This is a genomic window from Pseudomonas sp. R84, from assembly GCF_009834515.1.
Classification (GTDB): domain Bacteria; phylum Pseudomonadota; class Gammaproteobacteria; order Pseudomonadales; family Pseudomonadaceae; genus Aquipseudomonas.
In genome coordinates, this window is sequence record NZ_CP019426.1 from 4539273 (window position 1) to 4566106 (window position 26834).

Here is a 26834-nt window from a genome sequence, read left to right on the forward strand (position 1 = left end):
GAGAAGACCGTTTGCCCATGTCTATTTCATCGTCTCGCCGTCCATTGTTGCGTCTGTTTCTGCTCGGCCTCTGCGCCTGCCTGCTGAGCCCACTGGCCGCCGCCGATCAGGCCAAACGCCTGCGCATCGGCATCACCCTGCACCCCTATTACAGCTATGTGGCGAACATCGTCGGCGACAAGGCCGAGGTGGTGCCGCTGATCCCGGCCGGTTTCAATCCGCATGCCTACGAACCGCGGGCCGAGGACATCAAACGCATCAGCGGGCTGGACGTGATCGTGCTCAACGGTGTCGGCCATGACGACTTCGCCGACCGCATGATCGCCGCTAGCGAAACGCCGAACATCAAGACCATCGAAGCCAACGAAAACGTACCTCTGCTGGCCGCCACCGGGGTCGCCGCACGCGGCGCCGGCAAAGTGGTGAACCCGCACACGTTCCTGTCGATCAGCGCCTCCATCGCTCAGGTCAACAACATCGCCCGCGAACTGGGCAAACTCGATCCGGACAACGCCAAGACCTACACCCAGAACGCCCGCGCCTATGGCAAACGCCTGCGGCAGATGCGCGCCGATGCCCTGGCCAAACTGACTCAAGCGCCGAACGCCGAACTGCGCGTGGCCACGGTACACGCCGCTTACGACTATTTGCTGCGTGAGTTTGGCCTGGAAGTGACCGCCGTGGTCGAGCCGGCCCACGGCATCGAGCCGAGCCCAAGCCAGTTGAAGAAGACCATCGACCAGTTGCGTGAACTGGACGTGAAAGTGATCTTCTCGGAGATGGATTTCCCCTCCACCTACGTCGAAACGATTCACCGGGAATCCGGCGTGAAACTGTACCCGCTGTCGCACATTTCCTACGGCGAATACACCGCCGACAAGTACGAAAAGGAAATGACCGGCAACCTCAACACCGTGGTGCGGGCGATCCAGGAGTCGGGCGCATGACTTCCAGAGAAAACCTTTCCCCTAAAAACACCGAATCCCCTGTGGGAGCGAGCCTGCTCGCGAAGGCGTCGGTCCAGGCAACATCTTCGTTGGATGACATACCGCTATCGCGAGCAGGCTCACTCCTACAGGTTTTGGGGCCGACTCTGGATTTTGCGGGGATTTGTCTGACGCTGGGGCGCACGACGATTTTGGACAAGGTCACCTTCCAGGTGCAGCCCGGCAGCGTACATGCCCTGGTCGGCCCTAACGGTGGCGGCAAGAGTTCGCTGATCAAGACACTGCTCGGGCAAATGCCGCATCAGGGCCAGCTCAGCCTGCAATGGCCCGGCGAACCCGGGACCATCGGTTATGTGCCACAGGCGCTGGAGTTCGATCGCGGTTTGCCTTTGACCGTCGACGATTTCATGGCTGCGATGTGTCAGCGACGCCCGGCGTTTCTCGGTTTGAGCAAACGTTACGCCGGCGCCATTGGCGATGCGCTGGAACGCGTTGGCATGCAGGACAAACGCAAGCGGCGCATGGGTGCGCTATCCGGCGGGGAACGGCAGCGGGTTCTGCTCGCACAAGGCTTGATTCCGGCGCCGCAACTGCTGGTGCTGGATGAGCCGATGTCAGCCCTCGATGAAGCAGGAATTCAGGTGTTCGAGCGCCTGCTCAATGACTGGCGCGCGGCGGGCATCACCGTGCTGTGGATCGAGCACGATCTGGAAGCGGTCGGGCGCCTGGCCGATCGGGTCACTGGCCTGAACCGACGCGTGCTGTTCGATGCCACGCCACAACAGGCGCTGACCCCGGAACGACTGCTGACGCTGTTCTCGACCCATCCACGGAGCGCTGCCTGATGAGTTACGAAGCCTTTCGTTTGATGGTGCAAGGCTGGGCCTCGTCCGGCTATCTGCCGGAAGCACTGGCCTACGGTTTTGTGGTCAATGCATTGCTTGCCGGCCTGTTGATCGGCCCGGTACTCGGCGGCCTCGGCACGCTGGTGGTGGTCAAGCGCTTCGCGTTTTTCTCCGAAGCGGTGGGCCACGCTGCGCTGACCGGTGTAGCCATCGGCATCCTGCTCGGCGAACCCTACACCGGCCCCTATGGCAGCCTGTTCGGTTACTGCCTGCTGTTCGGCATTCTGCTCAATTACCTGCGCAACCGCACCGGTCTGGCGCCGGACACCTTGATTGGCGTGTTTCTGTCGGTGTCGCTGGCACTCGGCGCGAGTCTGCTGTTGATTCTGGCGGGGAAGATCAACGTGCACATTCTCGAGAACGTGCTGTTCGGTTCAGTGCTGACGGTCAACGGTAACGATCTGGCGGTGCTGGCCATCGTCGGTTCCCTGGTCATGGCTCTGGCCCTGCCGCTATACAACCGCATCATGCTCGCCAGCTTCAATCCGCAACTGGCTGCAGTACGCGGGGTGGCGGTGAAAACCCTGGATTATCTGTTCGTGATTCTGGTGACGCTAATCACCGTGGCCGCGGTGAAAGTCATCGGTGCGATTCTGGTCGGCGCGCTGCTGGTGATTCCAGCGGCGGCGGCGCGTTTGCTCAGTCAGTCGCTCAAGGGCTTCTTCTGGTGTTCGGTGCTGATCGCCACGGTCAGCACGTTGTGCGGGATTCTTGCGCCCATCGTGTTCGATCTGCCGATTCCATCCGGCGCCGCGATCATTCTGGTCGCCGGCATTGCCTTCGCCCTCGCCGCCATTGCGCGCGGGGTTGTCCCGAGTCTGAAAGGGAATCTTGGATAAATGACTTTTTCACTGCGACAACTGACCTTGGCCATGACCCTGTGCGGTGTGGTCTGCTCGCCGTTGATGGCCGCCGAAAAAGCTAAGCCGCTGCAGGTACTGGCTTCGCTGCCGATCACCTTTGGCTTGGCGGAAGCGCTGCTCAAGGGCACTGATGTCAATCTCGAACGCGCGGCGCCAGCGAACCTGCCGGGCAGTCGTCAGAGTGCCTACTTCACAGGGCGTGGCGCTCCGGCCCTGAGCAAACTGGCAACCGGTGCCGATGCTGTCATTGGTGTGCGCTCGCTGTGGCCAGATGATCAGTTGTACCCGATCGCCCGCCGCAGCAATATCCGCATCGTTGAAGTTGATGCGGCGCGCCCGGTCGACGGTGCCCTGCCGGGCATTGCCGTACAACCGGATCTGAAGGTCGACGGTTTGAACAGCCAGCCTTGGCTGGCCAGCAACAACATGGGACGCATGGCGGATGTGATGGCGGCGGATCTGGTGCGCCTGGCACCGAGCGCCAAGCCGAAAATCGAGGCCAACCTGGCGACGTTGAAGCAGCGTTTGTTGAAGCTCAGCGCGGATAGCGAAGCGCGTCTGGCCAGTGCGGACAATTTAAGCGTCATGAGCCTGAGCGATCACTTCGGTTATTTGATCGGCAGCCTCAATCTGGAGCTGATCGGCGAGGATCCGCGACCTGATACCGAGTGGACGCCAGAGGATCTGAAAAAGCTCACGGCAACGCTCAAGGACAATGATGTCGCGGTGGTGCTGCATCATCGGCAGCCATCGGACGCGGTGAAAGCGGCAATTACCGAGTCGGGCAGTCATCTGGTGGTGTTGAGCACCGATGCAGCGGATCCAGTGGCGGAGCTGGAAGGCAATGTGGATTTGCTGTTGAAGGGTTTGAGCGGGGCTTAATTTCAGCTGAAACCGCGTTATCGTTCATCGCGAGCAGGCTCACTCCTACAGGGGGAACGCATTCCAAATGTGAGAGCGAGCCTGCTCGCGAAGAGGCCAGCCCGGACAACACCAATCCAAGGCAAGAAAAAAACCCGCTGACTGTTTCCAGTCCAGCGGGTTTCTTTTTGCCCGGCCGTTTATTGCACGGCGGCCTGCCCTTCCATCTTCTGGCGCAGGCTCAGCGGACGCATGTCAGTCCAGACTTCTTCGATGTAGGCCAGGCATTCCTTTTTCAGGCCGCTCTTGCCCACGGTGCGCCAGCCTTGCGGCACGGCTTTGTAGTCCGGCCAGATCGAGTATTGCTCTTCGTGGTTGACCACGACCTGAAAGAGGATGTCCTCGCGGTCGAATACTGACGTCATGCTGGTTCTCCATCGTTGTAAGGTGGGCTGCACGAGGGGTGCAGCCGGGTATGTAGAAAGAACGTTCGGCGCGGCGAAAAATTTACAGCGACGCGGTGGCGGCGGCCAAAGCGCGACCGAAGATTTCCGCAACATGGTCGATTTCAGCAGCGGTAATCACCAGCGGCGGCAGGAAACGCACCACCGCGCCATGCCGGCCGCCCAGTTCCAGAATCAACCCACGCTTGAGGCATTCGCGCTGCACCAGCGGCGCCAGTCGCGCAAACGCCGGTGGATGACCGAGCGCATCCAGTGGGCCGTTCGGCTCGACCAGCTCTACCCCGAGCATCAGCCCACGACCCCGAATATCACCCATTTGCGGGAAGTCGCGCTGCAGGATGCGCAGGTGCTCACTGAGGCGCTCGCCCATGGCAGCAGCGTGTTCGCAGACCTTGTGCTCAACCAGATAACGCATTACCGCAGAGCCTGCCGCCATCGCCATCTGATTGCCACGGAACGTGCCGGCGTGCGCGCCCGGCTGCCAGGTGTCGAGCCAGTCGCGATAGACCACCACGGCTAACGGCAGGCTGCCGCCGATGGCTTTGGACAACACCACCACATCCGGAGTGATACCGGCATGTTCGAAGGCAAACATCTTGCCGGTGCGGGCAAAACCGCTCTGAATCTCGTCGACGATCAGCGCCACACCGGCCTTCTCGGTGATCCGACGCAAGCCGCGCAACCACTCGATGTCTGCCGGAATCACCCCGCCCTCGCCCTGCACCGCTTCGACGATCACCGCCGCTGGCAATTGCACGCCAGCCTCGGGATCGTTGAGCAGGTTTTCCAGGTAACTCAGGTTAGCCTTCACGCCAGCTGCGCCACCGAGGCCGAACGGGCAACGGTAGTCATACGGGAACGGCATGAACTGCACGCCGTTGCTGAGCAAGGCGCCCAGCGGCTTTTTCGGCCCCAGGCTGCCCATCAGGCTCAATGCGCCCTGGCTCATGCCGTGATAACCACCGGAGAACGACAGCACGGTGCTGCGTCCGGTCGCCGTGCGTACCAGTTTCAATGCCGCCTCTACGGCATCGGTGCCGGTCGGCCCGCAGAACTGGATTTTCGCTTCAGCCGCGAGGGCCGATGGCAGCAGACCGAACAGATCCTGGACGAACTGATCTTTGACCGGAGTGGTCAGGTCGAGGGTGTGCAGTGGCAATTCATCGGCCAGCACCTGCTGGATCGCTTCGATCACCACCGGGTGATTATGCCCCAGCGCCAGCGTGCCGGCCCCGGCGAGGCAGTCGATGAAAGTACGCCCTTCAACGTCTTCGACATACAGACCTTTGGCGCGCTTCAGTGCCAATGGAATGCGTCGCGGATAGCTGCGCGCGTTGGATTCCTGCCGGGCCTGACGGGCGAGCAATGGCGATTCGTTGAACTGGTACAGCGTTTCGGCCGGCGCCGAGGTAACCCGGGCCGACGACTCTTCGATAAGGCTGGTGGCGACTGACATCTCTCGACCCCTCAATTGGCTATGGATAGTGACCAAAACAGCACACCGGACAGGTGCGCATTCCGATCGCGGGGCGCACTTGCAGGTTTTCCTGTTCTGGAAACGCTTAAGGGGCCCGAGGATTTAGCCCGTGATCGAGTTGTCAGCCCGATGCTACCAGCGACTTGTGCATGGGCAGGGTCTGCAAGCCGTTGCATTCGAGGGGCGGCGCTGACTTGTGATAGCCCAGACGCCGATAAAATGCCTGGCCGGTGTGCGTGCTGTTGAGATCAGCGTGAGAAACACCGCGAACCCGTAACCAGCCTTCCAGATCCAACATCAGCGCTCGCCCGACGCCCCGGCGAAATGACTCTGGCTGGACGTAACACAGCAAAATGTCGCCGCTGGCCCGAGCCATGCCGACACCGACCGGTTTGTCCGGCAACAACGCAATGCAGAGGTAGAAGTGCGGATCGGCCAGTCGAGCACTGATGAAGTCGGCGGTTTGCAGGCCGATCCATTGGCTGACGAGTGATAGATCATTACGGTGATCGGGCGCACAACCGATGCGGATCGAACGCTCGATGATGCGGCTGATGATGCTGGCGTCGGCCAGTGTGGCCGGACGAATACAGATGGGTGCTTCCATGGCGCAGTTCCCTCAATCCATTGAGTCAAAGCTGCGATGACCTTACCCCCACGCGGGCCGGATGGCGAACGCCGAGAAGTTACATTTGATGTGTCTGGCGCGATTTCCTGTAGGAGCTGCCGAAGGCTGCGATCTTTTGATCTTGATCTTGAAAAACAGAATCAAAAGATCGCAGCCTTCGGCAGCTCCTACACTGTGCTGGGGTTAGACGGGTTGCAACGGCATGGTCAGTTCGACGCGCAGGCCATCCGGACGGCTGTCGAAATGCAGGGCACAGTCGCAACGCTGAACGATCGCCTGAACAATCGCCAGGCCGAGGCCGCAACCGGTGCTTTGGCCGTTGCGCCAGAAGCGCTGAGTCAGGTGTTGCAGATCATCCGGCGCAATCCCCGGGCCATGGTCGCGCACGACAAAACGTACGCGGTTGCCAATGGTTTCCAGACTCAGCTCGACCGCACAGTCCTCGGGGGTATGACGCAGGGCGTTGTCGAGCAGATTGCGCAGCGCCGCAATCGACAGCACGGCCGGCATCTGCAGCGCTGCAGTGGAAAGCTCGCCTGGCAGTTGCAGTTTGATGCGCAAGCGCTCGCCACCCGTGGCGTCCTGAATCGCCAGGCGTGCCACTTGCTCGGCGCTGCATTGCGAACCGTCATCGAACGACAGACTGCCCTCGACCCGCGCCAGCAACAGCAGTTGTTCGAGGGTGCGATGCAAGCGATCGGCGCCTTCCTCGGCCCGCGCCAGCGACTGATCGCGGGCGCTGCCATCGGTCATGCGCGCGACTTGCAGGTGAGTCTTGATCGCCGTCAGCGGGCTGCGCAGTTCATGCGCCGCGTCACCGGTCAGGCGCCGCTCGCGCTCGATGGTTTTGCCGATGCGTTGAAACAACTGATTTTGCGTTTCAAGCAGCGGCTTCAATTCGCTGGGGAAGGTCTGGATCTGCAGCGGCTCAAGGGAATCGGCATTGCGCCGCATCAACGCTTCACGCAGACGGTTGAGCGGCGCCAGCCCCTGGCCGATGCCCAGCCATAACAGGCACAGGCAGCCGAGCAACGCCACACCCACCGGCACCGACGCCGCCAGCAGGATCGACATGTTCAGCGCCTCGCGTTCGATCTGCCGATCAGCGGTGGTAATGCGCACATCGCCTCGGGCGAGGGTAAAGCTGCGCCACGGCGCACCGTCGATCATCTGGTCATGGAAGCCCATCTTCTCGGCTTCCAGCGCTTGTTCGGGATTGTTGTGGCTGCGCGCAAGAATTTCCCCGCGCAAGGAGCTGACCTGACAGGCCATACCACCGGGGATATTCAGTTGTTCGGCGCTGAAATGGGTGCCTTCGCCTTTGCTCGGCAGTGTCGGCAACTGTTCCAGCAGCCCGGCAACCATCCGCGCCGACGCCACCAGACGCTGGTCGAGGGAGAACATCATCTGATTGCGCAGGTCACTGAGCATCCAGGCCGCCGCCAGCGCCCAGATGAGCGCAAACGCGGCGCCGAGGGTCAGGCTCAGGCGCAGTCGCAGGCTCATCACTTGCCTTGATCTCCACCGTCAGCCGGGCCGAGGCGATAGCCCAGACCGCGCACCGTTTCGACGATGCCCTTGCCCAATTTGCTGCGCAGGTGATGGATGTGCACGTTCAACGCGTTGCTTTCCAACTCATCGTTGAAGCCGTAGACACTGTCTTTCAACTGCTCGGTGGACAGCACCCGGCCACGATTGTGCAGCAGCGCCTGCAACAGCGATTGCTCACGGCGCGACAAGTCCACCGGTTGCCCGGCCAGGGTGGTTTCGCGGCTGCTCGGATCGTAGGTCAGCGCGCCGTGCTCGATCAGGTTGACGCTGCGTCCGGCGACTCGGCGCAGCAGGGTTTGCAGACGGGCGAACAGTTCACGCAGATCGAACGGCTTGAGCAGGTAATCGTCGGCCCCGGCCTGCAAGCCATCGACACGGTCGGTCACCGAGTCGCGCGCGGTCAGGATCAGCACCGGAATTTCCAGGCCGCTCTGACGCAGTTGTTGCAACAATTTGAGGCCATCTTCGTCGGGCAGGCCGAGATCGAGCACCATCACGTCGAATTCGGCCACTTTGAGCATCGCCCGCGCCTTCGACGCAGTGTTGACGTGCTCAACGGTCAAACCCTGAGCCGTGAGACCGGCGACGATACCGCTGGCGATCAGCTCATCGTCTTCGCAAACCAGTACGTGCATGGGAACTCCGCAGGAAAAACGTCAGTGAAGCAGCCAAGGATTAAGCCGCAATTATGGCCATCATCGGTGCTTACGGGAAGCCGGCCGCAAACGCCTCGGCCGTCCCCGCGGCGGGCAAACCCAAAGCCACCCGGCGTTGAAACTTCCTCCACTAATAAAGAAACAATTCCTCCCTTGTAAGAATCCTCCGATCATTTAGTTTCTGTCCGCCAACTACATACTTTTTTAAAGGGATTTAATAAACATGCCTCAACTAAAAAACTTCGTCGCTATCGATTGGCGCTCCGGCCCTGACCGTATTTATTTCTTTTTCAAGGACAGCGACACCTATTCCCGATTCGATCTCGGTGACAACGAAGTATCCGCCAACTATCCCGCATCGGTCGACGCTAGCTGGGACAGCTTTGGCCCCCATGCCAAAGACTTGCGTTTCGGGCTGACAACCACTTCATTCGGCTGGAACACCTCGTCCGATGAGGATATTGCCTGGTTATTCTTCTACCAGGGAACCACACCCATGGTGTGTAAATATAATCAGGACAAAGACAAGGTCGATGCCTTCTATAAAGTTTCCGATTCAATCTGGAAGCCAATACTGCCCTACTTCGACAAAATCATCGCCGGTACCTGGTTCCAACTAACCGGTCACCCGTTCCTGTTCAGATTCATCCTCAACGACGGGCACTATCTATCGTTTAACTACAAGGCAAAGACCCTGACTTACAAACCCTTCGGGGATTATCAACTTGGCGCGCTGAAACCGTACAAGGACCGCATCATCACGGCAGCGCAAAATGACCGGACTTTCGCCGACAGCTACTGGTACATTTTCCTGACCGATAACCAATACCTGACTTACAACATTCAGTCCGACCGTCTGGTCGCCGGACCGAAAACCATCAATGACCAGAACTGGCCCGGACTGCTGCGAGGCTGATTGGCCGAAGCCCGGAGGGCCTTGTAGGATACGGTTAATTATCGGTTAATCGCCGCTGCCCATTCTGCATCCCATCTGCACAGGGACAAGGCTCCTCCATGCGTCATTTTTTTCTTTTGTTTGCCCTACTGATTTCCAGCCTGGCACAGGCTGGAAACAATCCGTTTGAGACAAAACCGGAATTTCTGCCGGTCGACCAGGCATTCGTACTCACCTCCGAACGCCTGGAATCCGGTGAAACCCAGCTGTTCTGGCAAATCACCGACGGCTATTACCTGTATCAGAAACGCCTGAAACTCGACGGACTGAGCGCAGCACAGCAGCCTGCGCTGCCTGAAGGCGAATCCCACAGCGACGAGTTTTTCGGTGAGCAACCGGTCTATCGCCAAGGGCTGGAAGTGAAAATCCCGGCAACCGCCACAGGCCAGATCAAAGTCAGCTATCAGGGCTGTGCCGATGCCGGCCTGTGCTACCCGCCGCAAACCCGGGTCATCGATCTGGGCGGCAAAGCCGCAGTGGCTGCAAGCGCAGAAGCACCGGATCAGGCGTTGGCCAGTAGCCTGCAACAACGGGCGCTGGGCTGGAGTCTGCTGGTGTTTTTCGGCCTCGGTCTGTTGCTGGCGTTCACCCCGTGCACCTTACCCATGCTGCCGATTCTGGCCGGCATGGTAGTCGGCAGTGGTGCCACCCCGCGTCGCGGTTTCGCGCTGGCCGGCAGTTACGTGATTTGCATGGCGCTGGTGTATGCGGCGATGGGCGTGATCGCTGCGCTGCTCGGCGCGAATCTGCAGGCGTGGTTGCAGAACCCTTGGCTGCTCGGCACGTTCGCCGCAATCTTTGTGGTGCTGGCCTTGCCGATGTTCGGTTTCTTTGAACTGCAATTGCCGGTGGCCCTGCGTGATCGTCTTGAACATGCCTCGCGCAGTCGCAGCGGTGGCAGCCTGATCGGCGCCGGGGTGCTCGGTGCGTTGTCCGGTCTGCTGGTCGGGCCTTGCATGACCGCGCCGCTGGCGGGAGCGTTGCTGTATATCGCGCAGAGCGGCAACGCGCTGCACGGCGGTTTGATTCTGTTTTCGCTGGGCATCGGCATTGGTGTGCCATTGTTGTTGCTGGTGACCGTGGGCAATCGCTTCCTGCCCAAGCCCGGCGCCTGGATGAATCTGCTCAAAGGCGTGTTCGGTTTCCTCTTTCTCGCCACGGCGCTGTTGATGTTGCGTCCGGTGCTGGATGCTTCGTTGTGGCTGGGCCTGTGCGGCGCACTGCTGTTGATCGCCGCGTTCTGTGCCTGGAAACAATCCGAAGGTTTTGGCCGCGTCGCGCAGTTGTTCGGCGCCAGCTCGCTGTTGCTCGGGCTGTGGGGCAGTTTGCTGGTGATTGGTGCGGCAGGCGGCAGCGATGATCCGTATCAGCCTTTGCAGGTCTACAGCGCCGGCCGCGCCAGCGCAGCGCAGCCATCGGCTCATGACGCGTTCACCACGATCAAGGAGCCGGCGGCGCTGCAACGCGAACTCGAGGCCGCCAAAGCTCAGGGCCAGTGGGTACTGCTCGACTACTACGCCGACTGGTGTGTCTCGTGCAAAGTCATGGAGAAGCAGGTGTTCGGCAAGGACAAGGTCATGCAGGCGTTGAGTGATGTACGCCTGCTGCGCCTTGATGTCACTGCCGACAATGCTGCCAGCCGTGAGTTGCTCAGCCGCTACAAAGTGCCGGGGCCACCGAGCTTCGTCTGGATCGGCACTGATGGCGAAGAACGCCGCAGCCAGCGCATCACCGGCGAAGTCGATGCCGAGACCTTCCTGCAACGCTGGGCCACCACCCGGGACGCCAATTAATGTTGACTCTCACCCTCGGCACTTTTGCCATCGCGCTTAATCACCTGCTGCTGATCAGTGCCCTGGCGCTGGCGACCTTTGTCGGTTGGCGGGTGGCCAAGCGTGGCGGCGATAACCCCGAGTCGGCATTGTTCAGTCTGTTTCTGCTGGGCATGCTCGCGGCGCGAATTGCCTTTGTGCTGCTGTACTGGTCGCACTATCGCAATGACCCGTGGCAGATCATTGATTTGCGTGACGGTGGTTTCCTCGCCTGGCCGGGTGTGATTGTGTTGCTGCTGGCGGCGCTGTATCGCGGCTGGCGTCGTCCAGGGCTGCGTCGTCCACTGGGCTTTGGCGTGGCCAGCGGCGTGGCGTTCTGGCTGTTGGCGACGTTGTCGTTGAACATCTATGAACAAGGCACCCGACTTCCGGACATCTCTCTGCGCAACGCGGCCGGGGAAACCATCCAGCTCAGCGACTATCAGGGCGGCCCGCTAGTGATCAATCTGTGGGCGACCTGGTGCCCGCCGTGCCGGCGCGAGATGCCAGTCCTGGAGAATGCCCAGCAACAACGTCCGGACCTGACCTTCCTGTTCGTCAATCAGGCCGAAAGCATGCAAAGCGTGGCGACATTTCTTGAGACCCAGGGCCTGAGCCTGAACAACGTGCTGTTCGATCGCAGCGGTCGGCTAGGTCAGGCCGTGGGTTCCATGGCATTGCCGACTACGCTGTTCTACAGCCCTGACGGCAGGCTGCTGAGCAGTCACCTGGGCGAGTTATCCAACGCCAGCCTGGCGCGCGCCTTGGAAAACTTCGACACCCCAACCCCGAATTCGAACCCGGCCACTGCACCGGCTACCTCTGCAAGGAAACTGCCATGCCCCGCCTCCGCCACCTGCTGACGCTGACTCTGGGCAGCGCCCTGCTGCACTTGCCGTCGGTGCAGGCCGCTGAAGAATTGCCTGCGGCGATCAAGCAGATCGAAGCCAAAGGCGCGAAAATCGTCGGTCAGTTCGATGCCCCCGATGGTTTGCGTGGTTATGCGGCGCAGTATCAGAATCGCGGCATGGCGCTGTACCTGACCCCGGATGGCAAGCATGTCATTCTCGGCAATATGTACGACGCCGACGGCAAAGACCTGAGCAGCGAGCCGCTGCAAAAAATGGTGTATGCGCCGATGGCCAAGGAAGTCTGGGCCAAGTTCGAAGCGAGCAACTGGATTCAGGACGGCAACAAGGATGCACCGCGCACCGTGTACCTGTTCAGCGATCCGAACTGCCCTTACTGCAACATGTTCTGGGAACAGGCGCGGCCGTGGGTGAAATCCGGCAAGGTGCAATTGCGGCACATCATGGTCGGGATCATCCGCGAGGACAGCCCGGGTAAATCGGCAGCGCTGCTGGCGGCGAAAGATCCGGCCAAGGCCCTGGAAGATCACGAAAAGGCTGGCAAGGGCAGTTCGCTAAAAGCGCTGAAAGATATTCCAGCGGCTGTGCAGACCAAATTGGCGGCGAACATGCAGTTGATGGAAGACCTGGAATTGCAGGCGACGCCGGCAATCTTCTATATGGATGACAAAGGCGAGTTGCAACAGCAGCAAGGCGCGCCTTCGCCGGACAAGTTGGCGAAGATTCTCGGGCCTAAATAAGCAAAATCAAAAGATCGCAGCCTGCGGCAGCTCCTACATGGAGCGCGTTTTCTGTAGGAGCTGCCGCAGGCTGCGATCTTTTCAACGGCGGTCAGCCAGAAAGGTAAACAGCTCCTCGGTGACAAACTGCGGATTCTCCAGATTGGAGATATGCCCCGCTTCCGGCACCAGTACCCACGGGCAACCGATCAACTCCGCCATTTCCTTTGCTTCCGACGGTGGTCGCGGCTTGTCCTGGTCGCCGCACATGACCAGCGTGGTCGCCGCATTCAACTTGCCCAGACGTGGCAACAAATCATCGCGACCAAAGGTGATACGCCCCATCGGCACGATGCTTTCGCGCAGTCGATCAGACGAATACGCCGCCAGTTTCGCGCGGAAATCCTGATACAGCGCCGACTGCGGATCGATCCCCGGACGGAAGAAAATCGGCACGACGATATCCAGTAATTGCTCGGAGATTTCGCCGGTTTCTTCAATCTGTCTGAACAGCGAGAAGTAGTACTGACGAGTCGGTTCCGGCTCAACGCCGACGTAGGTGTCCATCAGCACCAGACCGTTGATCCGTTGCGGTGCCGACAAAGCCAGACGCACGCCCCACATGCCGCCAACCGACAGCCCGACGAGAGTGACCTGATCGATGTCCAGATGATCGAGCAGGGCCTGCGCCTGACGGGCGATGTCGTCCAGTGAAGTCGTGCCTTCGGGTAACCGCCCCGACTCGCCATGGCCCCACAGATCCAGTGCAATCACCCGATAGTGCGGCGACAACGCGGCAATCTGCGGCGCCCACATGGCCTGGTCCCATAGATAGCTTCCGGCCAGCAACACCGCCGGGCCTGAGCCTTGATCAATGTAATGCAGCGCTTGTCCGTCAACCGTGAAAAAAGGCATCGACCACCCCCGCGACAAAAAAAGAGAACCGGCAGACTGAGGTGCCGGTTCTTTATCGTCAACCTTGGAAATGTACATGAATGTACCGGCCTCATCGCGAGCAGGCTCACTCCTACAGGGAACGCATTCCAAAATGTAGGCCTTCGCCTGCTCGCGATGAGGCCAATGCAGGCGCTAAAGAACTAGAAGCCCTCCAGCTCCGCCATCAGATCATTCAAGCGGTCGACCTTCTCCTCGGTGATGTCACTCGCCGCCAGCCCATCGATGTACTCGGCCAATTCCTCCACCGTGCTGCACTCGAACATCGCCCGCAGCGGCACGTCACGTTGCAGGGTTTTCTGCACCCGCGAGGCGATCTGCGTGGCCAGCAACGAGTGCCCGCCCAGCTCGAAGAAGTTGTCGCGTACACCGACCGTTTCGACCTTTAGCACCTCGGCCCAAATATCAGCCAGCCTCTGTTCAAGATCATTGCGCGGGGCCAGATAATCCTGGCTCTGCAACTGGCCGATCTCCAGCGCAGGCAGGGCTTTGCGGTCGAGTTTGCCGTTGGCGTTCAGCGGCAGCTGATCGAGCCACAACCAGTGCAGCGGCACCATGTATTCCGGCAGTTCGGCGCGCAGGCGCTGTTTGATCCGCTCCAGGCGTTCACTCGGATTAAGCGCGGTGTCAGCAGCAACCAGATAACCGACCAAGTGTTTGCCGTTGACGCCTTCCTGCACACCGACCGCACCATCGCGCACTTCCGGTTGCTCATGCAGACGCGCCTCGATCTCACCCAGCTCGATGCGGTAACCGCGAATCTTCACTTGATGGTCAACCCGGCCAACGTATTCCAGCACACCGTCGCTGCGGCGCCGCGCCAGGTCACCGGTGCGATACAGACGCTCGCCCGGCGCACCGAACGGGTTCGGCACAAACACTGGCGCGGTGCGCAGCGGATCGCTGACATAACCGCGTCCGACGCCCGTACCCGCCACGCACAACTCACCCACCGCGCCCAGCGGCACCAGTTCCAGCGCGCCATCGACCAGGTACAGCAAGTTGTTGTCGGTCGGCGTACCGATCGGCAAGTAACTGCCGCGCGTCGACGCCATGTCGACGCGGAAGAACGCCACGTCATCGGAACATTCCGCCGGACCATAAGCGTTGACCAGACCGATGTCCGGGTAACGCAGCAGCCATTGGTGCGCCAGTTCCGGCGGCATCGCTTCACCGGTCGGCAGCATCCAGCGCAGGCCATCCAGACTCAGACGATCCGCGGCGAGCATGCCCTGAATCAGCGATGGCACGCTCTCCAGCACGGTGATGCCCTGCGCCTGCACATGCACCAACAAACCTTGCGGATCGTGGGCAATCGTATTCGGCACGATGTCCACGCGCGCACCGAACAACGGTGCGGCAAGGAACTGCCAGACCGAAATATCGAAGCTTTGCGAAGCGGTCTGGGCGATCACGTCGGCGTCGCTCAAATTCAAGTACGGCACCTTGCTCAACTGGTTGTTGAGCATGCCGCGCTGCTCGACCATCACGCCCTTCGGCAGGCCGGTCGAACCCGAGGTGTAGATCACGTAAGCGAGGTTGTCCGGGCCGCTGTAAATACCCAAATCCTGCGCCGACATCGCCGCCGCTTGTACCTCTTCCCACACCAGCAAGCGTGGGCGATTGGCGCAGCTGAATTCATCCAGTAGCGTCTGCGTCTGTTCAAAACATGCTTTGGAGCAGACCAGCACCGGCGTGCGGCTCAGCTCGATGATGCGTTGCAGACGCGGGCTCGGCAGGCCCGGATCCAGCGGCAGATAACCCGCGCCAGCCTTGAAGCTGCCAATGATCATGCCGAGCAGATCGAGATTACGCTCGGCGAGCAGCGCCACCGGTTGATCCATCTGCACACCGGCCGCGACCAGGGCATGACCGAGACGGTTGGCGTTGTGGTTCAGCTCGGCGTAGCTCTGTTGCTGATCAAGGCACGTCGCGGCGATACGCTGCGGATGCGCAGCGACCTGCTTTTCAAACAGCGCGACGTAGCTTTGGTCCAGCGGATAGTCGTGGGCACTCTGGTTGCAACCGTGCAGCAGGAAGTCCTGTTCTTCTGCACCCAGCAGCGGCAGATCGGCCATGTCGCCATGGAAGCCATCGACCAACGCCAGCAGCAGACGTTTGAACTCGCCGAGCATGCGCTCGATGGTCGATTCGTCGAAGTAGCGCTGGTCGTACGACAGATGCAGACCAAGGTCATCGCCCGGGTAGCACACCGCCGTCAGTGGGAAGTTGGTGTGGGTTCGGCCCGAATCCGAGGTCGCGTTCAGGCTCTGCGCGCGGTCCAGCACCGAGACTTCCACTGGCGCGTTTTCAAAGACGAACAGGCTGTCGAACAGCGGCTGGCCTTTCGGCAGTTCGCTCTGTTCCTGAATGTTCACCAGCGGCAGGTATTCGTACTCGCGCAGCTGCATGTTGCTGTCGAGCAAGCCACTGAGCCACTCACGCACGCTGCTGCGCTGATCGTCCTCAGGCATTTTCACCCGCAGGGCGATGCTGTTGATGAACAGGCCGACGGTGCGCTGCATCTCCGGCATTTCCACCGGACGACCGGCCACGGTCACGCCGAACAGCACGTCACGATCGCCGCTCATGCGGCGCAGCACCAAGGCCCACGCGGCTTGAGCAAACGTGTTGATGGTCAATTGATGCGCCTGCGCCAGTTCCCGCAGACGCGCACCGTCCTCGACATTGAGGCGGGTGTAGCGGTCGCCGACGATCATCCCGCCGCTTTCACCGGCATGTTCGCGCAGGAACGGCCGGTCACTCGGGATCGGCGTGGTGCGCTCGAACCCTTGCAGGTTCTGCTGCCACCACTGCCGCGCTTCGGCCAGGCTCTGGCGTTGCAGCCAGCCGATGTAATCGCGATAACGCGGGGGCATGCTCAATTGTGCTTCGCGACCTTCGCCCAGAGCAGTGTAGATCTCAAAGAAGTCATTCATCAGCAGCGAGCGGCACCAGGCATCAATGAGGATGTGATGGTTGCTCATCATGAACCAGTAACGCGCTGCGCCAACCTTGATCAGGCGCAGGTGAAACGGCGCCTGATTGAGCAGATCGAAACCGGCCTCGCGCTCGTCTTTCAACAGCGCTTGCAGCTTCGGTTCCTGCTCGGCTTCGGCAATGGCGCTCCAGTCCAGATATTCGATTGGCGTACGACCCGGCGTATGAATCACTTGCAGCATGTCTTCGCCGACGTTCCAGCAGAACGACGCGCGCAACGCTTCGTGACGGGCGATCACCGCTTGCCAGGCCTGGGCGAAACGCTCGGCGTCGAGTTCGCTGTTGATGCGGTAACGATCCTGCATGTAGTACAGACCGGTGCCCGGTTCGAGCAACGTGTGCAGCAACATGCCTTCCTGCATCGGCGTCAGCGGGTAGACGTCCTCGATGTGCGCGGCTGGCACTGGCAAGGCATCGAGTTGCGCCTGAGTCAGCCTGGCCAGCGGGAAGTCCGACGGCGTCAGGCCACCGGCCTCGTCTTGCAGGCAATGGGTGATCAGGCTTTGCAGTTCACCAAGGTAGGCATCGGCGAGATCGTTGATGGTCTGCGTGTCGTAACGCTCGGCGCTGAAGGTCCAGCGCAGCAGCAGTTCACCGCCGTAAACCTGACTGTCGATGCTCAGTTCGTTCGGCAATGGCGCCTGCGGATCGTGGGCGGCACCGACCGCTTCATCCAGCGGACGGAACAGCGCATCGCTGCCGAAACTCTGGTCGAACTGGCCGAGGTAGTTGAAGGTCACCGGCGCATGCGGCAGCGCGGCCATGCTGCGCTGGCTGAGATCGTCGGCGAGATAACGCAGCACGCCATAGCCGAGGCCTTTGTGCGGCACGGCGCGCAATTGCTCTTTGATTGCTTTGATCGAAGCACCCTGCCCGGCGGCTTCTTCGATGTTGTGCGGGGTCAGGCGTAATGGATAGGCGCTGGTGAACCAGCCGACGGTGCGGGTCAGGTCGATCTCGTCGAACAGGGTTTCGCGGCCGTGGCCCTCCAGCTGAATCAGCGTCGACGGTTGCTCACTCCAGCGGCACAACACGCGGGCCAGCGCGGTCAGCAGCAGGTCGTTGACTTGCGTGCGATAGGAGGCCGGCGCCTGTTGCAGCAACTGTTTAGTGTGTTCGGCGTCGAGGCGCACGCTGACGGTTTGCGCGTGGCGATTCTGCTGGCCGCCCTGCGGGTTTTCGCAAGGCAGGTCGGCGTTCGGGCCGGCCAGTTGGGTCTGCCACCAGTCGAGTTCTTCGCGCAGGGATTCGCTGCCGGCATAAGCCTGCAAACGCGCCGTCCAGTCCTTGAAGGCACTGGTTTTCGCCGGCAGTTTGACCGACTGCCCGGCGTCGAGTTGGCGGTAAACGGTTTGCACATCGTCGAGCAAGACGCGCCACGACACACCGTCGACGACCAAGTGATGGATCGCGATAAACAGGCGTTGCTGACCTTGCGGGCCATCGACCAGCACAGCGCGGACCAACGGACCTTGTTCCAGGTCGAGGCTGCGCTGGGCATCGGCGAACAGTGCTTCGCACTTGTCCATCGAGGTCACGCGCACTTGCCACAGCACGGCTGCATCGGACACCGGTTGGTGCGTGGCTTGCCACTCGCCGTTGGCCTCGGTAAAGCGCAGACGCAGGGCATCATGCTGCTCGATCACGGCCAACAGCGCCTGCTCCAGACGATGCGCTTCCAGCAGCACGGTCGGTTCCAGCAACAACGCCTGGTTCCAGTGCTGACGCGCAGGAATTTCGGTGTCGAAGAACCAATGCTGAATCGGCGTCAGCGCCGATTCGCCAACCACCAGACCTTGCTCGGCCATCACCTGCTCGGTGCGACTGGCCACGGCGGCGAGGGTCTGCACGGTCTGATGCTGGAACAGATCACGCGGGCTGAAATGAATGCCTTGCTGCCGTGCACGACTGACCACTTGAATCGACAGAATCGAGTCGCCGCCGAGTTCGAAGAAGTTGTCGTTGAGGCCGACCTGTTCGACGTTGAGCACTTCGCACCAGATCTGCGCCAAGGTCTGTTCCAGCTCATTACTTGGGGCAACGTAGTCCTGACGATTCAACTCAGGATCCGGCGCCGGCAAGGCGCGGCGGTCGAGTTTGCCGTTGGCGGTCAGCGGCATGCTCGCCAGCAGAATCAGGTGCGTCGGCACCATGTAATCCGGCAGTTGCGCCTTGAGGTGCGACTTGAGGGCGTCGCGCAGTTCAGCCTGATTGGCTTCGCTTTGCTCGGCGATTTCGGTGACGAGGTAACCGACCAATTGCTTGCCGCTCGGCGCGTCGAGGGCGAGCACCACGGCTTCGCGGATCGAGTCGTGATCGAGCAGGCGCGTTTCGATTTCGCCCAGCTCGATACGGAAACCACGGATCTTCACCTGATGGTCGATCCGGCCCAGGTATTCCACCAAACCATCGGCACGCTGGCGCACCAGGTCGCCGGTGCGGTACATGCGCCCGCCATCGGTGGCGAACGGGTCAGCGACAAAACGTTCGGCGGTGATGCCCGGACGATCGTGATAGGCCTGTGCCAGACCGGCGCCGCCGACGAACAACTCACCGGTCGCACCTTGCGGCACCAACGCCAGATCGGCGTCGAGAATGTACGCCACGCGCGCACCGATCACGCTGCCGATCGGCACACTGCCGGCGCCCTCTTCCAGCACCTCCGGCGCCAGACTGGCCAAGGGCATGACCACGGTTTCGGTCGGGCCGTAGGCGTTGAAGAACATCGCCGGTTTGAACGCCGCACGAACGCGCTGCAGGTGTTCACCGGTCAACGCTTCGCCGCCAGTGATGATCATCCGCACCGGGAGGATTTCGTTTTGCGTCGAGAGGAACTGCGCCAACTGGCTACCGTAGCTCGGGGTAAAACCGAGCACGTTGATTTTATGCGTGCGGATCAAACCGCAGATCTCTTCCGCGTCCCACTGACCTTGCGCACGCAACACCACCTGCGCGCCGCTGAGCAGCGGCACCAGCAGACGCTCGGTGGCGGCGTCGAAGTTGATCGAATAGAAGTGCAGTTCGCAATCGTCCGGGCGCATGCCGAAACGCTCGATCACGGCTTGGCAGTGCATGGCGATTTCGCCGTGGGAGACCACCACACCTTTCGGCTTGCCAGTCGAACCCGAGGTGTAAATCAGGTACGCCTGATGCTGCGGCAGGCTGATAAATGGCAGCTCAGTGGCCGGGTAAGCGGCGAGTGCTGCGCTGTCATCTTCCAGGCACCAACGCGTCACGCTTGGCGGCAGATCGCCGAGGGCCTGGAACATCGCGCGATCGCTGAGCAGCAAACCGATGCGGCTGTCGTCGATCATGTAATGCAGACGGTCGAGCGGGTATTCCGGGTCCAGCGGCACATACGCACCGCCAGCCTTGAGAATCGCCAGCAAGCCGATGACCATTTCCAGCGAACGCTCCAGCGCCAGACCGACGCGCACTTGCGGGCCGACGCCACGCTCACGCAAGGCCCAGGCCAAGCGATTGGCGCGGGCGTCGAGTTCGGCGTAGCTCAGGGTCTGCCCGGCGAAGGTCAGGGCCGGCGCGTCTTTGCGTGCCAGCGCCTGTTCGGCGAACAGGTGATGAATGCACTGGTCGAGACGATGCTCGCCCGGCTCGATACCGAGGCTGTCGAGCAGTTGCTGTTGCTCGGGTTGATCGAGCAGCGGCAATTCGCTGAGGCGTTGTTGTGGATCGGCGATCAACGCTTCGAGCAGGTTGCGCCAATGCTTGGCCATGCGCGCGATGGTCGGCTCGTCGAACAGATCGGTGCTGTAAGTCAGGCAGCAACCGAGGCGATGGTCGAGGTCGGTGACTTCCAGGTTGAGGTCGAACTTGGTCGCCCGCGCATCGTTGGCCAGATATTCGACGGTCATACCGGCGAGCATGCGGCTCTGCTGGAATTCCCAGCGCTGCACGTTGCACATCACCTGGAACAGCGGGTTGTACGCGGCGCTGCGTGGCGGCTGCAAGGCTTCAACCAGATAATCGAACGGCAGATCCTGATGCGACTGGCCTTCGATCACGGTGTGACGCACCTGCTCGAACAATTCGCCGACCGACATCATGCCGTCGAGCTGGCAACGCAGCACTTGGGTGTTGAGGAACGCACCGATCAGCCCTTCGCTTTCCGGGCGGATGCGGTTGGCCACCGGTGCGCCGATGCGCAGATCGGTCTGGCCGCTGTAGCGGTAAAGCAGGGTGGCGAGTGCGGCGGTCATGGTCATGAACAGGGTCAGACCGTTTTGCGCATTGAACGCACGAACCCGCGCGGCAAGATCGTCGCTCAGATCGAAACGGAACAGCTCACCCTGATGGCTTTGCACCGGTGGACGCGGGCGGTCGCCCGGCAACTCCAGCAATGGATGCTCACGACCGAGTTGCGCGGTCCAGTAGTCGAGTTGGCGCTGACGCTCGCCGGATTCCAGCCAGTTGCGCTGCCAGACGCTGTAGTCGAGGTACTGCACCGGCAGCGGCTCAAGCGGCGAATCACGGTCATCGACAAACGCTTCGTAAAGCGCACTGAGTTCGCGGGCGAAAATATCCATCGCCCAGCCTTCGGTGACGATGTGGTGCAGAGTCAGGACAAAGTAATGCTCCTGCTCGGAGGTCTTCACCAGACAGGCGCGTAGCAGCGGGCCGGTTTCCAGATCGAACGGCAGATGCGCCTCTTCGTCGGCGAATTGCTGAACCTTTTGCTCGCGCACATCGGCGGCGGACTTGGAGAAGTCCTTCCAGCCCATGCGCACACCAGTCTCGGCATGCACCTGCTGACGGGCGACGCCGTCGACGCTCGGGAATGTGGTGCGCAGGGTTTCGTGACGCAGGATCAGCGCTTGCAACGCCGACTCAAAACGCTCGACATGCAACACGCCACGCAGACGCGCCATGCCGCCGACGTTATACGCCGGGCTGTCCGGCTCCATCTGCCAGAGGAACCACATGCGCTGTTGCGAGTAGGACAACGGCACCGGTTTGCTGCGGTCAACCTTGTCGATCGGCGGCTGTTTGTTGGTGCGGCCACTGGCCTGGATCAGGCGGATCTGTTCGGCGAAATCACCGAGTTCGCTGTGCTCGAACAAGGCCCGCAACGGCAGTTCGACGTCACAGGCCTGACGGGTGCGCGAGATGATTTGCGTGGCCAGCAGCGAGTGACCACCGAGGGCGAAGAAGTCGTCGCGCAGACCGACTCGTGCCAGACCGAGCACTTCGCGCCAGATCGCGGCGATCTGTTGTTCCAGTTCAGTTACCGGCTCGACGTGTTCACGCACTTGCCATTGCGGTTCGGGCAAGGCGCGGCGGTCGAGTTTGCCGCTCGGGCTCAGGGGCATTGCGTCCAGACGCATCAGTTGCGCCGGAACCATGTATTCCGGCAGCTCGGCGGCCAGCGCGGTTTTCAGGCGAGCAATTTGCTCATCCTGATCTTCGCTGGCCTCAAGGGCGGTGAAGTAGCCAATCAACTGCGCACCGGCAGCGGTTTCGCGCACCAGCACCACGGCTTGAGCGACGCCGTCCTGGGCGAGCAGACGAGCTTCGATCTCTTCCGGTTCAACGCGGAAGCCACGCAGTTTGACTTGCTGATCGAGGCGACCGAGGTATTCGATCACGCCATCAGAGGTCCAGCGCGCACGGTCACCGGTACGGTACAACCGCGCGCCCTGCTCGCCCATTGGATCGACGACAAAACGTTCTGCGGTCAACGATGGACGGCCGAGGTAGCCGCGAGCCAGACCGATACCGCTGATGCACAGTTCACCCGGCACACCGGCCGGCACTGGATTGAGATCGGCGTCAAGCACGCGGCAAATCACATTGCCCAACGGACGACCGATCGGCGAACGTTCGCCATCGGCAGAGGTGCAGTGCCAGTGGGTGACGTTGATCGCGGTTTCGGTCGGGCCGTAACGGTTGTGCAATTGCACTGCTGGTAGTTGCGCGATTACGCGATTGCGCAATTCGGCAGGCAGCGCTTCACCGCCGGAGAATACCCGGCGCAGGCTGGTGCATTCGGCGCTCAGCGGTTCGTCGATAAACAGCGAGAGCAGCGGCGGCACAAAGTGCAGGGTAGTCACGCCATAGGCTTGAACCAGTTGCGCGATGCGATGCGGATCGCGGTGTTCGCCGGGACCGGCGATCAACAGACGCGCACCGGTGATCAGCGGCCAGAAGCATTCCCACACCGACACATCGAAACTGATCGGTGCCTTTTGCATCAGCACATCGGTTTCGTTGAGCGCGTAAGCGTTCTGCATCCATTGCAGACGTTCGGCCAGCGCGGCGTGAGTGTTGCCGACGCCTTTAGGTTGGCCGGTGGAGCCCGAGGTGTAAATCACGTAGGCGAGGTTGTCGCCGTGCAGGTGCAAACCCGGCGCCTGGCTCGGCCAGTTTTCCAGGTGCAAGGCGTCCATGGCGATGACGCTGACGCCGTCGCTGGCCGGCAAACGGTCGAGCAATTCGGTCTGGGTCAGTAGCAGTTCGACACCGCTGTCGCTGAGCATGTAAGCCAGTCGATCGGCCGGGTATTCCGGGTCCAGCGGCACATAAGCGCCGCCGGCCTTGATGATCGCCAGCAGGCCAATCAACAGTTGTGGCGAACGCTCGGCGGCGATAGCCACGCAAACGTCGGGGCCGACGCCTTTGTCGCGCAAATAGTGCGCGAGGCGGTTGGCCTGAGCGTGCAGTTCAGCGAAGTCGAGGCTGCCACCGTCCCACACCAGCGCGGTGCGTTCCGGGGTCAGCCGCGCTTGCTCGTTGAGCAGTTCCGGTAGCCATTGTTGCGCTGGGGTGCATGGCGCGACGCTCCAGTTTTTCTGCTGATCGTGCTCGGTGGTGGTCAGCAGTTGCAGATCACCGATGGCTTGTTGCGGGCGCTCGCAGACTTCGCGCAACAGGTTGCTGAAGTGCTCGGCCAGACGCGCAATGGTCGTGGCATCGAACAGTTCGCTGGCATAGTCGAACGACAAGGTCAGCCGGCCACTACGGTCTTCTTCGCTGTGCAGTTGCAGGTCGAACTTGGCTTCGCGGCTGTGCCACGGCAGTTCTTCGGCGAGCAGACCCGGCAGGCGCTTGAGCGCGCTCAGATCGCGCTGTTGGTGATTGAACATGACCTGGAACAGGCCTTGTTCGCGGGCTAGCGGGAAGGCCTCGAGCAGTTGTTCGAAGGGCAGATCCTGATTCGCTTGCGCACCGAGTGCAGCTTGACGGGTCTGGGCCAGCAGCTCGACAAACGACTGGCGCGAATGAATTTCTGCACGCAGCACTTGGGTGTTGATAAAGAAGCCGATCAGGCCTTGGGTTTCCAGGCGTGGACGGTTGGCATTGGGCACGCCGATGCGGATATCGCGCTGACCGCTGTAACGGTGCAGCAGGCTCTGGAATGCCGAGAGCAGCAGCATGAACGGTGTCGACTCGTGAGCCTGAGCCGTGTTGCGGATCGCATCGCTGAGGCTGACACCCAGACGCACAGTGTGGCGTGCTGCGCTGCGATTTTTTTGCGCCGAACGTGGATGATCAGTGGCCAGTTCCAGCGTTGGATGTTCCTCACCCAGCTGCGCTTTCCAGTATGTCAGTTGTCGCTCGCCCTCACCCTGTGCCAACCATTGGCGCTGCCAACTGCCGTAGTCAGCGTATTGAGTTGGCAGTGGCGCGAGGTTGGCGGCCGTCCCTTGCGAGGCGGCGGCGTACAGGCGCGAGAATTCGTCGATCAATACGTTCAGCGACCAGCCGTCGGCGATGATGTGGTGCAGGGTCACGAGAAGTTGGTGATCTTCGTCGTCGAGACGCACCAGCGTCACCCACAGCAGCGGGCCTTTTTCCAGGTCGAACTGGGTGCGCGCTGCGTCTTCGCGGATTTGTTGAGCGCGGGTTTCGCGCTCATGCACCGGCAGGTCGCTGATGTCGATCAGTTGCAGGTTGAATTCGGCGGCGGCATCGACTTTTTGCAGAGCGACGCAGTCGCGCTCGAAGAAGCGGGTGCGCAGCGATTCGTGGCGTTCGATCAGTTGCTGGAAGCTGGCGCGCAAGGCGTCTTCATCGAGTTCGCCGCGCAAGCGCAGGCCGCCGGGAATGTTGTAGGCGCTGCTTTGCGGGTCGAGTTGCCAGGTGATCCACAAGCGGTTTTGCGCCAGCGATTGCGGCATCGGCTCGCTGCGCGATAGCGTGGTGATTGCGCCTTGGGCACTGCCGCCGTCCTGTTGCTGTTGCGCCACGGCTGCGGCGAACTCGGCCAGCGTCGGCGCTTCGAACAGCAGACGCAGGTTCAGCTCCAGACCAAGCTCTTCACGGACCCGGGCAATCACTTGGGTGGCAGCAATCGAGTTGCCGCCGAGCAGGAAGAAGTGGTCGTCGGCGTTGACCTGTTTGACGTTGAGTTGCTCGGCCCAGATCTTGCCGATCAAGGCTTCGAGTTCCGAGCCGATGGTGGTCGACTCTTGAGTTTCGGATGCAGTCGACGGGAACACCGCGTAGCTGTCGAGGCTGCCATCGGCCAGACGATTGCGGCACGCGGAGCGTTGCAATTTGCCGCTGGAGGTTTTCGGCAGCGCGCCCGGATTGAGCAGTACCACCACGCTCGGCGCTTCCTGATAAGCCTCGGCCACGGCTTGGCGAATGGCTTTGATCAGGGCTTCCGGCGGCAGGATTTTTTGCACGCTGCGGCTGATTTCCGCGGCGATGCCGATGCCCTCTTCACCCTTCTGATTGACCGCGAACGCAGCGACGCGACCCTTGCGCACCACCTCCACTTCGTTTTCGACGGTCTTCTCGATGTCCTGCGGATAGAGGTTATGCCCACGCACGATCAGCATGTCTTTCAGGCGCCCGGTGATGAACAGCTCACCGTCGCGCATGAAGCCCAGGTCACCGGTGCGCAGCCAGGTGCGGCCAGCGTGCTGAACGAAAGTCTTGGCGCTGGCTTCGGGGTTGCGCCAGTAACCGTAGGCGATGCTCGGGCCGGCAGCCCAGACTTCACCGACAGCGTTGTCGGCCAGTTCTTCGAGACTGCTCGGCTCGACGATCAGCACGGCGTGTTCCGGCTGGCTGATGCCGCAACTCATGATCGGACTGCCCTCGCCCGGCTCGGCGCGGTTTTGCGCCAGCGCCTGATCGTCCACGCGCAGTGCCGGGATGCCAGTGCCGCGCGGGGTGCCGGCGACGAATAGCGTCGCTTCGGCCAGACCGTACGAGGCCATGAAACTGGTTTCGCTGAAACCGCTCGCCGCGAACTTCTCGGCGAAGCGTTCGAGGGTGTCGAGACGGATTGGCTCGGAGCCGGAATAGGCTACACGCCAGCGGCTCAGATCCAGACGCTCAAGGGCTGATTCACTGACCCGTTCGCTGCACAAACGATAGGCGAAGTCCGGCCCGCCGCTGATGGTGCCGCCGTACTCGCTGATCGCTTCCAGCCAGCGCAACGGCCGGCCGAGGAAGTAGGCCGGCGACATGAGAATGCACGGCACGCCGCTGAAGATCGGCTGCAACAGACCGCCGATCAACCCCATGTCGTGATACAGCGGCAACCAGCTGACGATCACATCATCCGGATTTACATCGATGCCAAAACCGTGACGGATCAACAGTTCGTTGGCTACCAGATTGCCGTGGCTGACCTGTACGCCTTTGGGCAGTGCGGTGGAGCCGGAGGTGTATTGCAGGAACGCGATGTGATCTTGCGGCAGGCTTGGTTCAACCCAGTTTTCGGCCAGCGTTCGGTCGAGGGTGTCGACACACAGCAACGGCGGCGCGCCTTCGATCTGCTGCAAGGCGTCGCGCAGGTCGGCGCTGGTCAACAGCAGACGCGGTTCGGCGTCGGCAATGATCGACAGCAAACGCTCCTGGTGGTGGCGACGCGCGGACTCCGGCGGATAGGCCGGCACCGCGATCACGCCGGCGTACAGGCAACCAAAAAACGCCGCGACGTAATCCGGGCCACTGGGAAACAGCAGCACCGCGCGATTACCGAATTCAGTATCAGCCTGTAACGCGGCGGCGATCATGCGTGCACGTTGATCCAGCTCGCGATAACTGAGCACCACAGCCTGCTCCGGGTTTTCAGCGAGAAAACGCAAGGCCAGCCGATCCGGCGTCAGGGTCGCGCGGCGCTGGAGGGCTTGGACCAGGGTGCTGGGGAGTTCGAACGCGTCGGTCATGAGGTTTCCTGCCTGAATTCGGCTTGCTAATG

15 protein-coding genes are annotated in these 26834 nt (G+C 61.3%); 8 read left to right on the forward strand and 7 right to left on the reverse strand.

The features are described 5' to 3' along the window. The first annotated feature begins 17 nt into the window (after window positions 1–17). Genes PspR84_RS20010 through PspR84_RS20025 form a run of 4 tightly spaced genes read left to right on the forward strand, consistent with a single transcriptional unit; the run spans window position 18 to window position 3597 of the window. On the forward strand, window positions 18–947 hold the full coding sequence (locus tag PspR84_RS20010) for a metal ABC transporter substrate-binding protein (RefSeq protein ID WP_160058860.1): 930 nt from the start codon (window positions 18–20) through the stop codon (window positions 945–947). Continuing rightward, window positions 944–1792 (forward strand): metal ABC transporter ATP-binding protein, encoded by an 849-nt coding sequence (locus tag PspR84_RS20015; RefSeq protein WP_160058861.1) that lies wholly within the window; start codon window positions 944–946, stop codon window positions 1790–1792. Before PspR84_RS20010 ends, PspR84_RS20015 begins: the two co-directional genes overlap by 4 nt. Then, window positions 1792–2691: a metal ABC transporter permease gene (locus tag PspR84_RS20020; protein WP_007917717.1), complete on the forward strand. Its 900-nt coding sequence runs from the start codon at window positions 1792–1794 to the stop codon at window positions 2689–2691. The genes PspR84_RS20015 and PspR84_RS20020 overlap by 1 nt, the downstream gene beginning before the upstream one ends. Then, the gene (locus tag PspR84_RS20025; RefSeq protein WP_160058862.1) at window positions 2692–3597 is read left to right on the forward strand and encodes a zinc ABC transporter substrate-binding protein; all 906 of its coding nucleotides are present in this window, start codon (window positions 2692–2694) and stop codon (window positions 3595–3597) included. Window positions 3598–3776: 179 nt separating this feature from the next. Here PspR84_RS20025 and PspR84_RS20030 read toward each other — a convergent pair whose 3' ends face one another. The 5 genes from PspR84_RS20030 to PspR84_RS20050 form a co-directional block, all read right to left on the reverse strand. Continuing rightward, complete coding sequence (locus PspR84_RS20030; RefSeq protein ID WP_160058863.1) at window positions 3777–4001, reverse strand: MbtH family protein; 225 nt, start codon at window positions 3999–4001, stop codon at window positions 3777–3779. Window positions 4002–4083: 82 nt separating this feature from the next. Further along, on the reverse strand, window positions 4084–5496 hold the full coding sequence (locus tag PspR84_RS20035) for an aspartate aminotransferase family protein (RefSeq protein ID WP_160058864.1): 1413 nt from the start codon (window positions 5494–5496) through the stop codon (window positions 4084–4086). A gap of 142 nt (window positions 5497–5638) precedes the next feature. Next, entirely contained in the window at window positions 5639–6124 is a 486-nt protein-coding gene (locus PspR84_RS20040; protein WP_160058865.1) for a GNAT family N-acetyltransferase, read from the reverse strand. Window positions 6125–6328: 204 nt separating this feature from the next. Next, on the reverse strand, window positions 6329–7651 hold the full coding sequence (locus tag PspR84_RS20045) for an ATP-binding protein (protein WP_160058866.1): 1323 nt from the start codon (window positions 7649–7651) through the stop codon (window positions 6329–6331). Continuing rightward, window positions 7651–8331 carry a response regulator gene (locus PspR84_RS20050; protein WP_007908710.1) on the reverse strand — a complete coding sequence of 227 codons (681 nt, stop codon included), beginning with the start codon at window positions 8329–8331 and terminating at the stop codon, window positions 7651–7653. Before PspR84_RS20050 ends, PspR84_RS20045 begins: the two co-directional genes overlap by 1 nt. A gap of 244 nt (window positions 8332–8575) precedes the next feature. Between PspR84_RS20050 and PspR84_RS20055 the strand changes: the two genes are divergently transcribed. The 4 genes from PspR84_RS20055 to dsbG all read left to right on the forward strand — a co-directional run bounded on the left by PspR84_RS20055 (window position 8576) and on the right by dsbG (window position 12727). Next, window positions 8576–9268, forward strand: coding sequence for a hypothetical protein (locus tag PspR84_RS20055; RefSeq protein ID WP_160058867.1), 693 nt, complete (start codon window positions 8576–8578; stop codon window positions 9266–9268). A gap of 98 nt (window positions 9269–9366) precedes the next feature. Beyond that, a complete protein-coding gene (dsbD, locus tag PspR84_RS20060; RefSeq protein ID WP_160058868.1) occupies window positions 9367–11100 on the forward strand; it encodes a protein-disulfide reductase DsbD in 1734 nt (577 codons plus the stop codon). Next, window positions 11100–11981: a TlpA disulfide reductase family protein gene (locus PspR84_RS20065; RefSeq protein ID WP_160058869.1), complete on the forward strand. Its 882-nt coding sequence runs from the start codon at window positions 11100–11102 to the stop codon at window positions 11979–11981. The genes dsbD and PspR84_RS20065 overlap by 1 nt, the downstream gene beginning before the upstream one ends. Beyond that, window positions 11957–12727: a thiol:disulfide interchange protein DsbG gene (dsbG, locus tag PspR84_RS20070; protein WP_160058870.1), complete on the forward strand. Its 771-nt coding sequence runs from the start codon at window positions 11957–11959 to the stop codon at window positions 12725–12727. The genes PspR84_RS20065 and dsbG overlap by 25 nt, the downstream gene beginning before the upstream one ends. An 81-nt stretch (window positions 12728–12808) precedes the next feature. On the opposite strand, the gene PspR84_RS20075 is transcribed toward dsbG, so the two are convergent. Together PspR84_RS20075 and PspR84_RS20080 are read right to left on the reverse strand one after the other, a co-directional pair. After that, the gene (locus PspR84_RS20075; protein WP_160058871.1) at window positions 12809–13621 is read right to left on the reverse strand and encodes an alpha/beta fold hydrolase; all 813 of its coding nucleotides are present in this window, start codon (window positions 13619–13621) and stop codon (window positions 12809–12811) included. A gap of 182 nt (window positions 13622–13803) precedes the next feature. Then, the gene (locus PspR84_RS20080) at window positions 13804–26802 is read right to left on the reverse strand and encodes a non-ribosomal peptide synthetase (RefSeq protein ID WP_160058872.1); all 12999 of its coding nucleotides are present in this window, start codon (window positions 26800–26802) and stop codon (window positions 13804–13806) included. Between the last annotated feature and the right edge of the window lie 32 nt (window positions 26803–26834).

What these genes read in the sequence shown, in the direction of transcription:
- PspR84_RS20055 (WP_160058867.1), top strand. Translation starts at nt 8,576, where the DNA reads ATGCCTCAACTAAAAAACTTCGTCGCTATCGATTGGCGCTCCGGCCCT.
- PspR84_RS20030 (WP_160058863.1), bottom strand. Translation starts at nt 4,001, where the DNA reads ATGACGTCAGTATTCGACCGCGAGGACATCCTCTTTCAGGTCGTGGTC.
- PspR84_RS20080 (WP_160058872.1), bottom strand. Translation starts at nt 26,802, where the DNA reads ATGACCGACGCGTTCGAACTCCCCAGCACCCTGGTCCAAGCCCTCCAG.
- PspR84_RS20045 (WP_160058866.1), bottom strand. Translation starts at nt 7,651, where the DNA reads ATGAGCCTGCGACTGCGCCTGAGCCTGACCCTCGGCGCCGCGTTTGCG.
- PspR84_RS20020 (WP_007917717.1), top strand. Translation starts at nt 1,792, where the DNA reads ATGAGTTACGAAGCCTTTCGTTTGATGGTGCAAGGCTGGGCCTCGTCC.
- PspR84_RS20035 (WP_160058864.1), bottom strand. Translation starts at nt 5,496, where the DNA reads ATGTCAGTCGCCACCAGCCTTATCGAAGAGTCGTCGGCCCGGGTTACC.
- PspR84_RS20065 (WP_160058869.1), top strand. Translation starts at nt 11,100, where the DNA reads ATGTTGACTCTCACCCTCGGCACTTTTGCCATCGCGCTTAATCACCTG.
- PspR84_RS20015 (WP_160058861.1), top strand. Translation starts at nt 944, where the DNA reads ATGACTTCCAGAGAAAACCTTTCCCCTAAAAACACCGAATCCCCTGTG.
- PspR84_RS20040 (WP_160058865.1), bottom strand. Translation starts at nt 6,124, where the DNA reads ATGGAAGCACCCATCTGTATTCGTCCGGCCACACTGGCCGACGCCAGC.
- dsbD (WP_160058868.1), top strand. Translation starts at nt 9,367, where the DNA reads ATGCGTCATTTTTTTCTTTTGTTTGCCCTACTGATTTCCAGCCTGGCA.
- dsbG (WP_160058870.1), top strand. Translation starts at nt 11,957, where the DNA reads ATGCCCCGCCTCCGCCACCTGCTGACGCTGACTCTGGGCAGCGCCCTG.
- PspR84_RS20010 (WP_160058860.1), top strand. Translation starts at nt 18, where the DNA reads ATGTCTATTTCATCGTCTCGCCGTCCATTGTTGCGTCTGTTTCTGCTC.
- PspR84_RS20025 (WP_160058862.1), top strand. Translation starts at nt 2,692, where the DNA reads ATGACTTTTTCACTGCGACAACTGACCTTGGCCATGACCCTGTGCGGT.
- PspR84_RS20075 (WP_160058871.1), bottom strand. Translation starts at nt 13,621, where the DNA reads ATGCCTTTTTTCACGGTTGACGGACAAGCGCTGCATTACATTGATCAA.
- PspR84_RS20050 (WP_007908710.1), bottom strand. Translation starts at nt 8,331, where the DNA reads ATGCACGTACTGGTTTGCGAAGACGATGAGCTGATCGCCAGCGGTATC.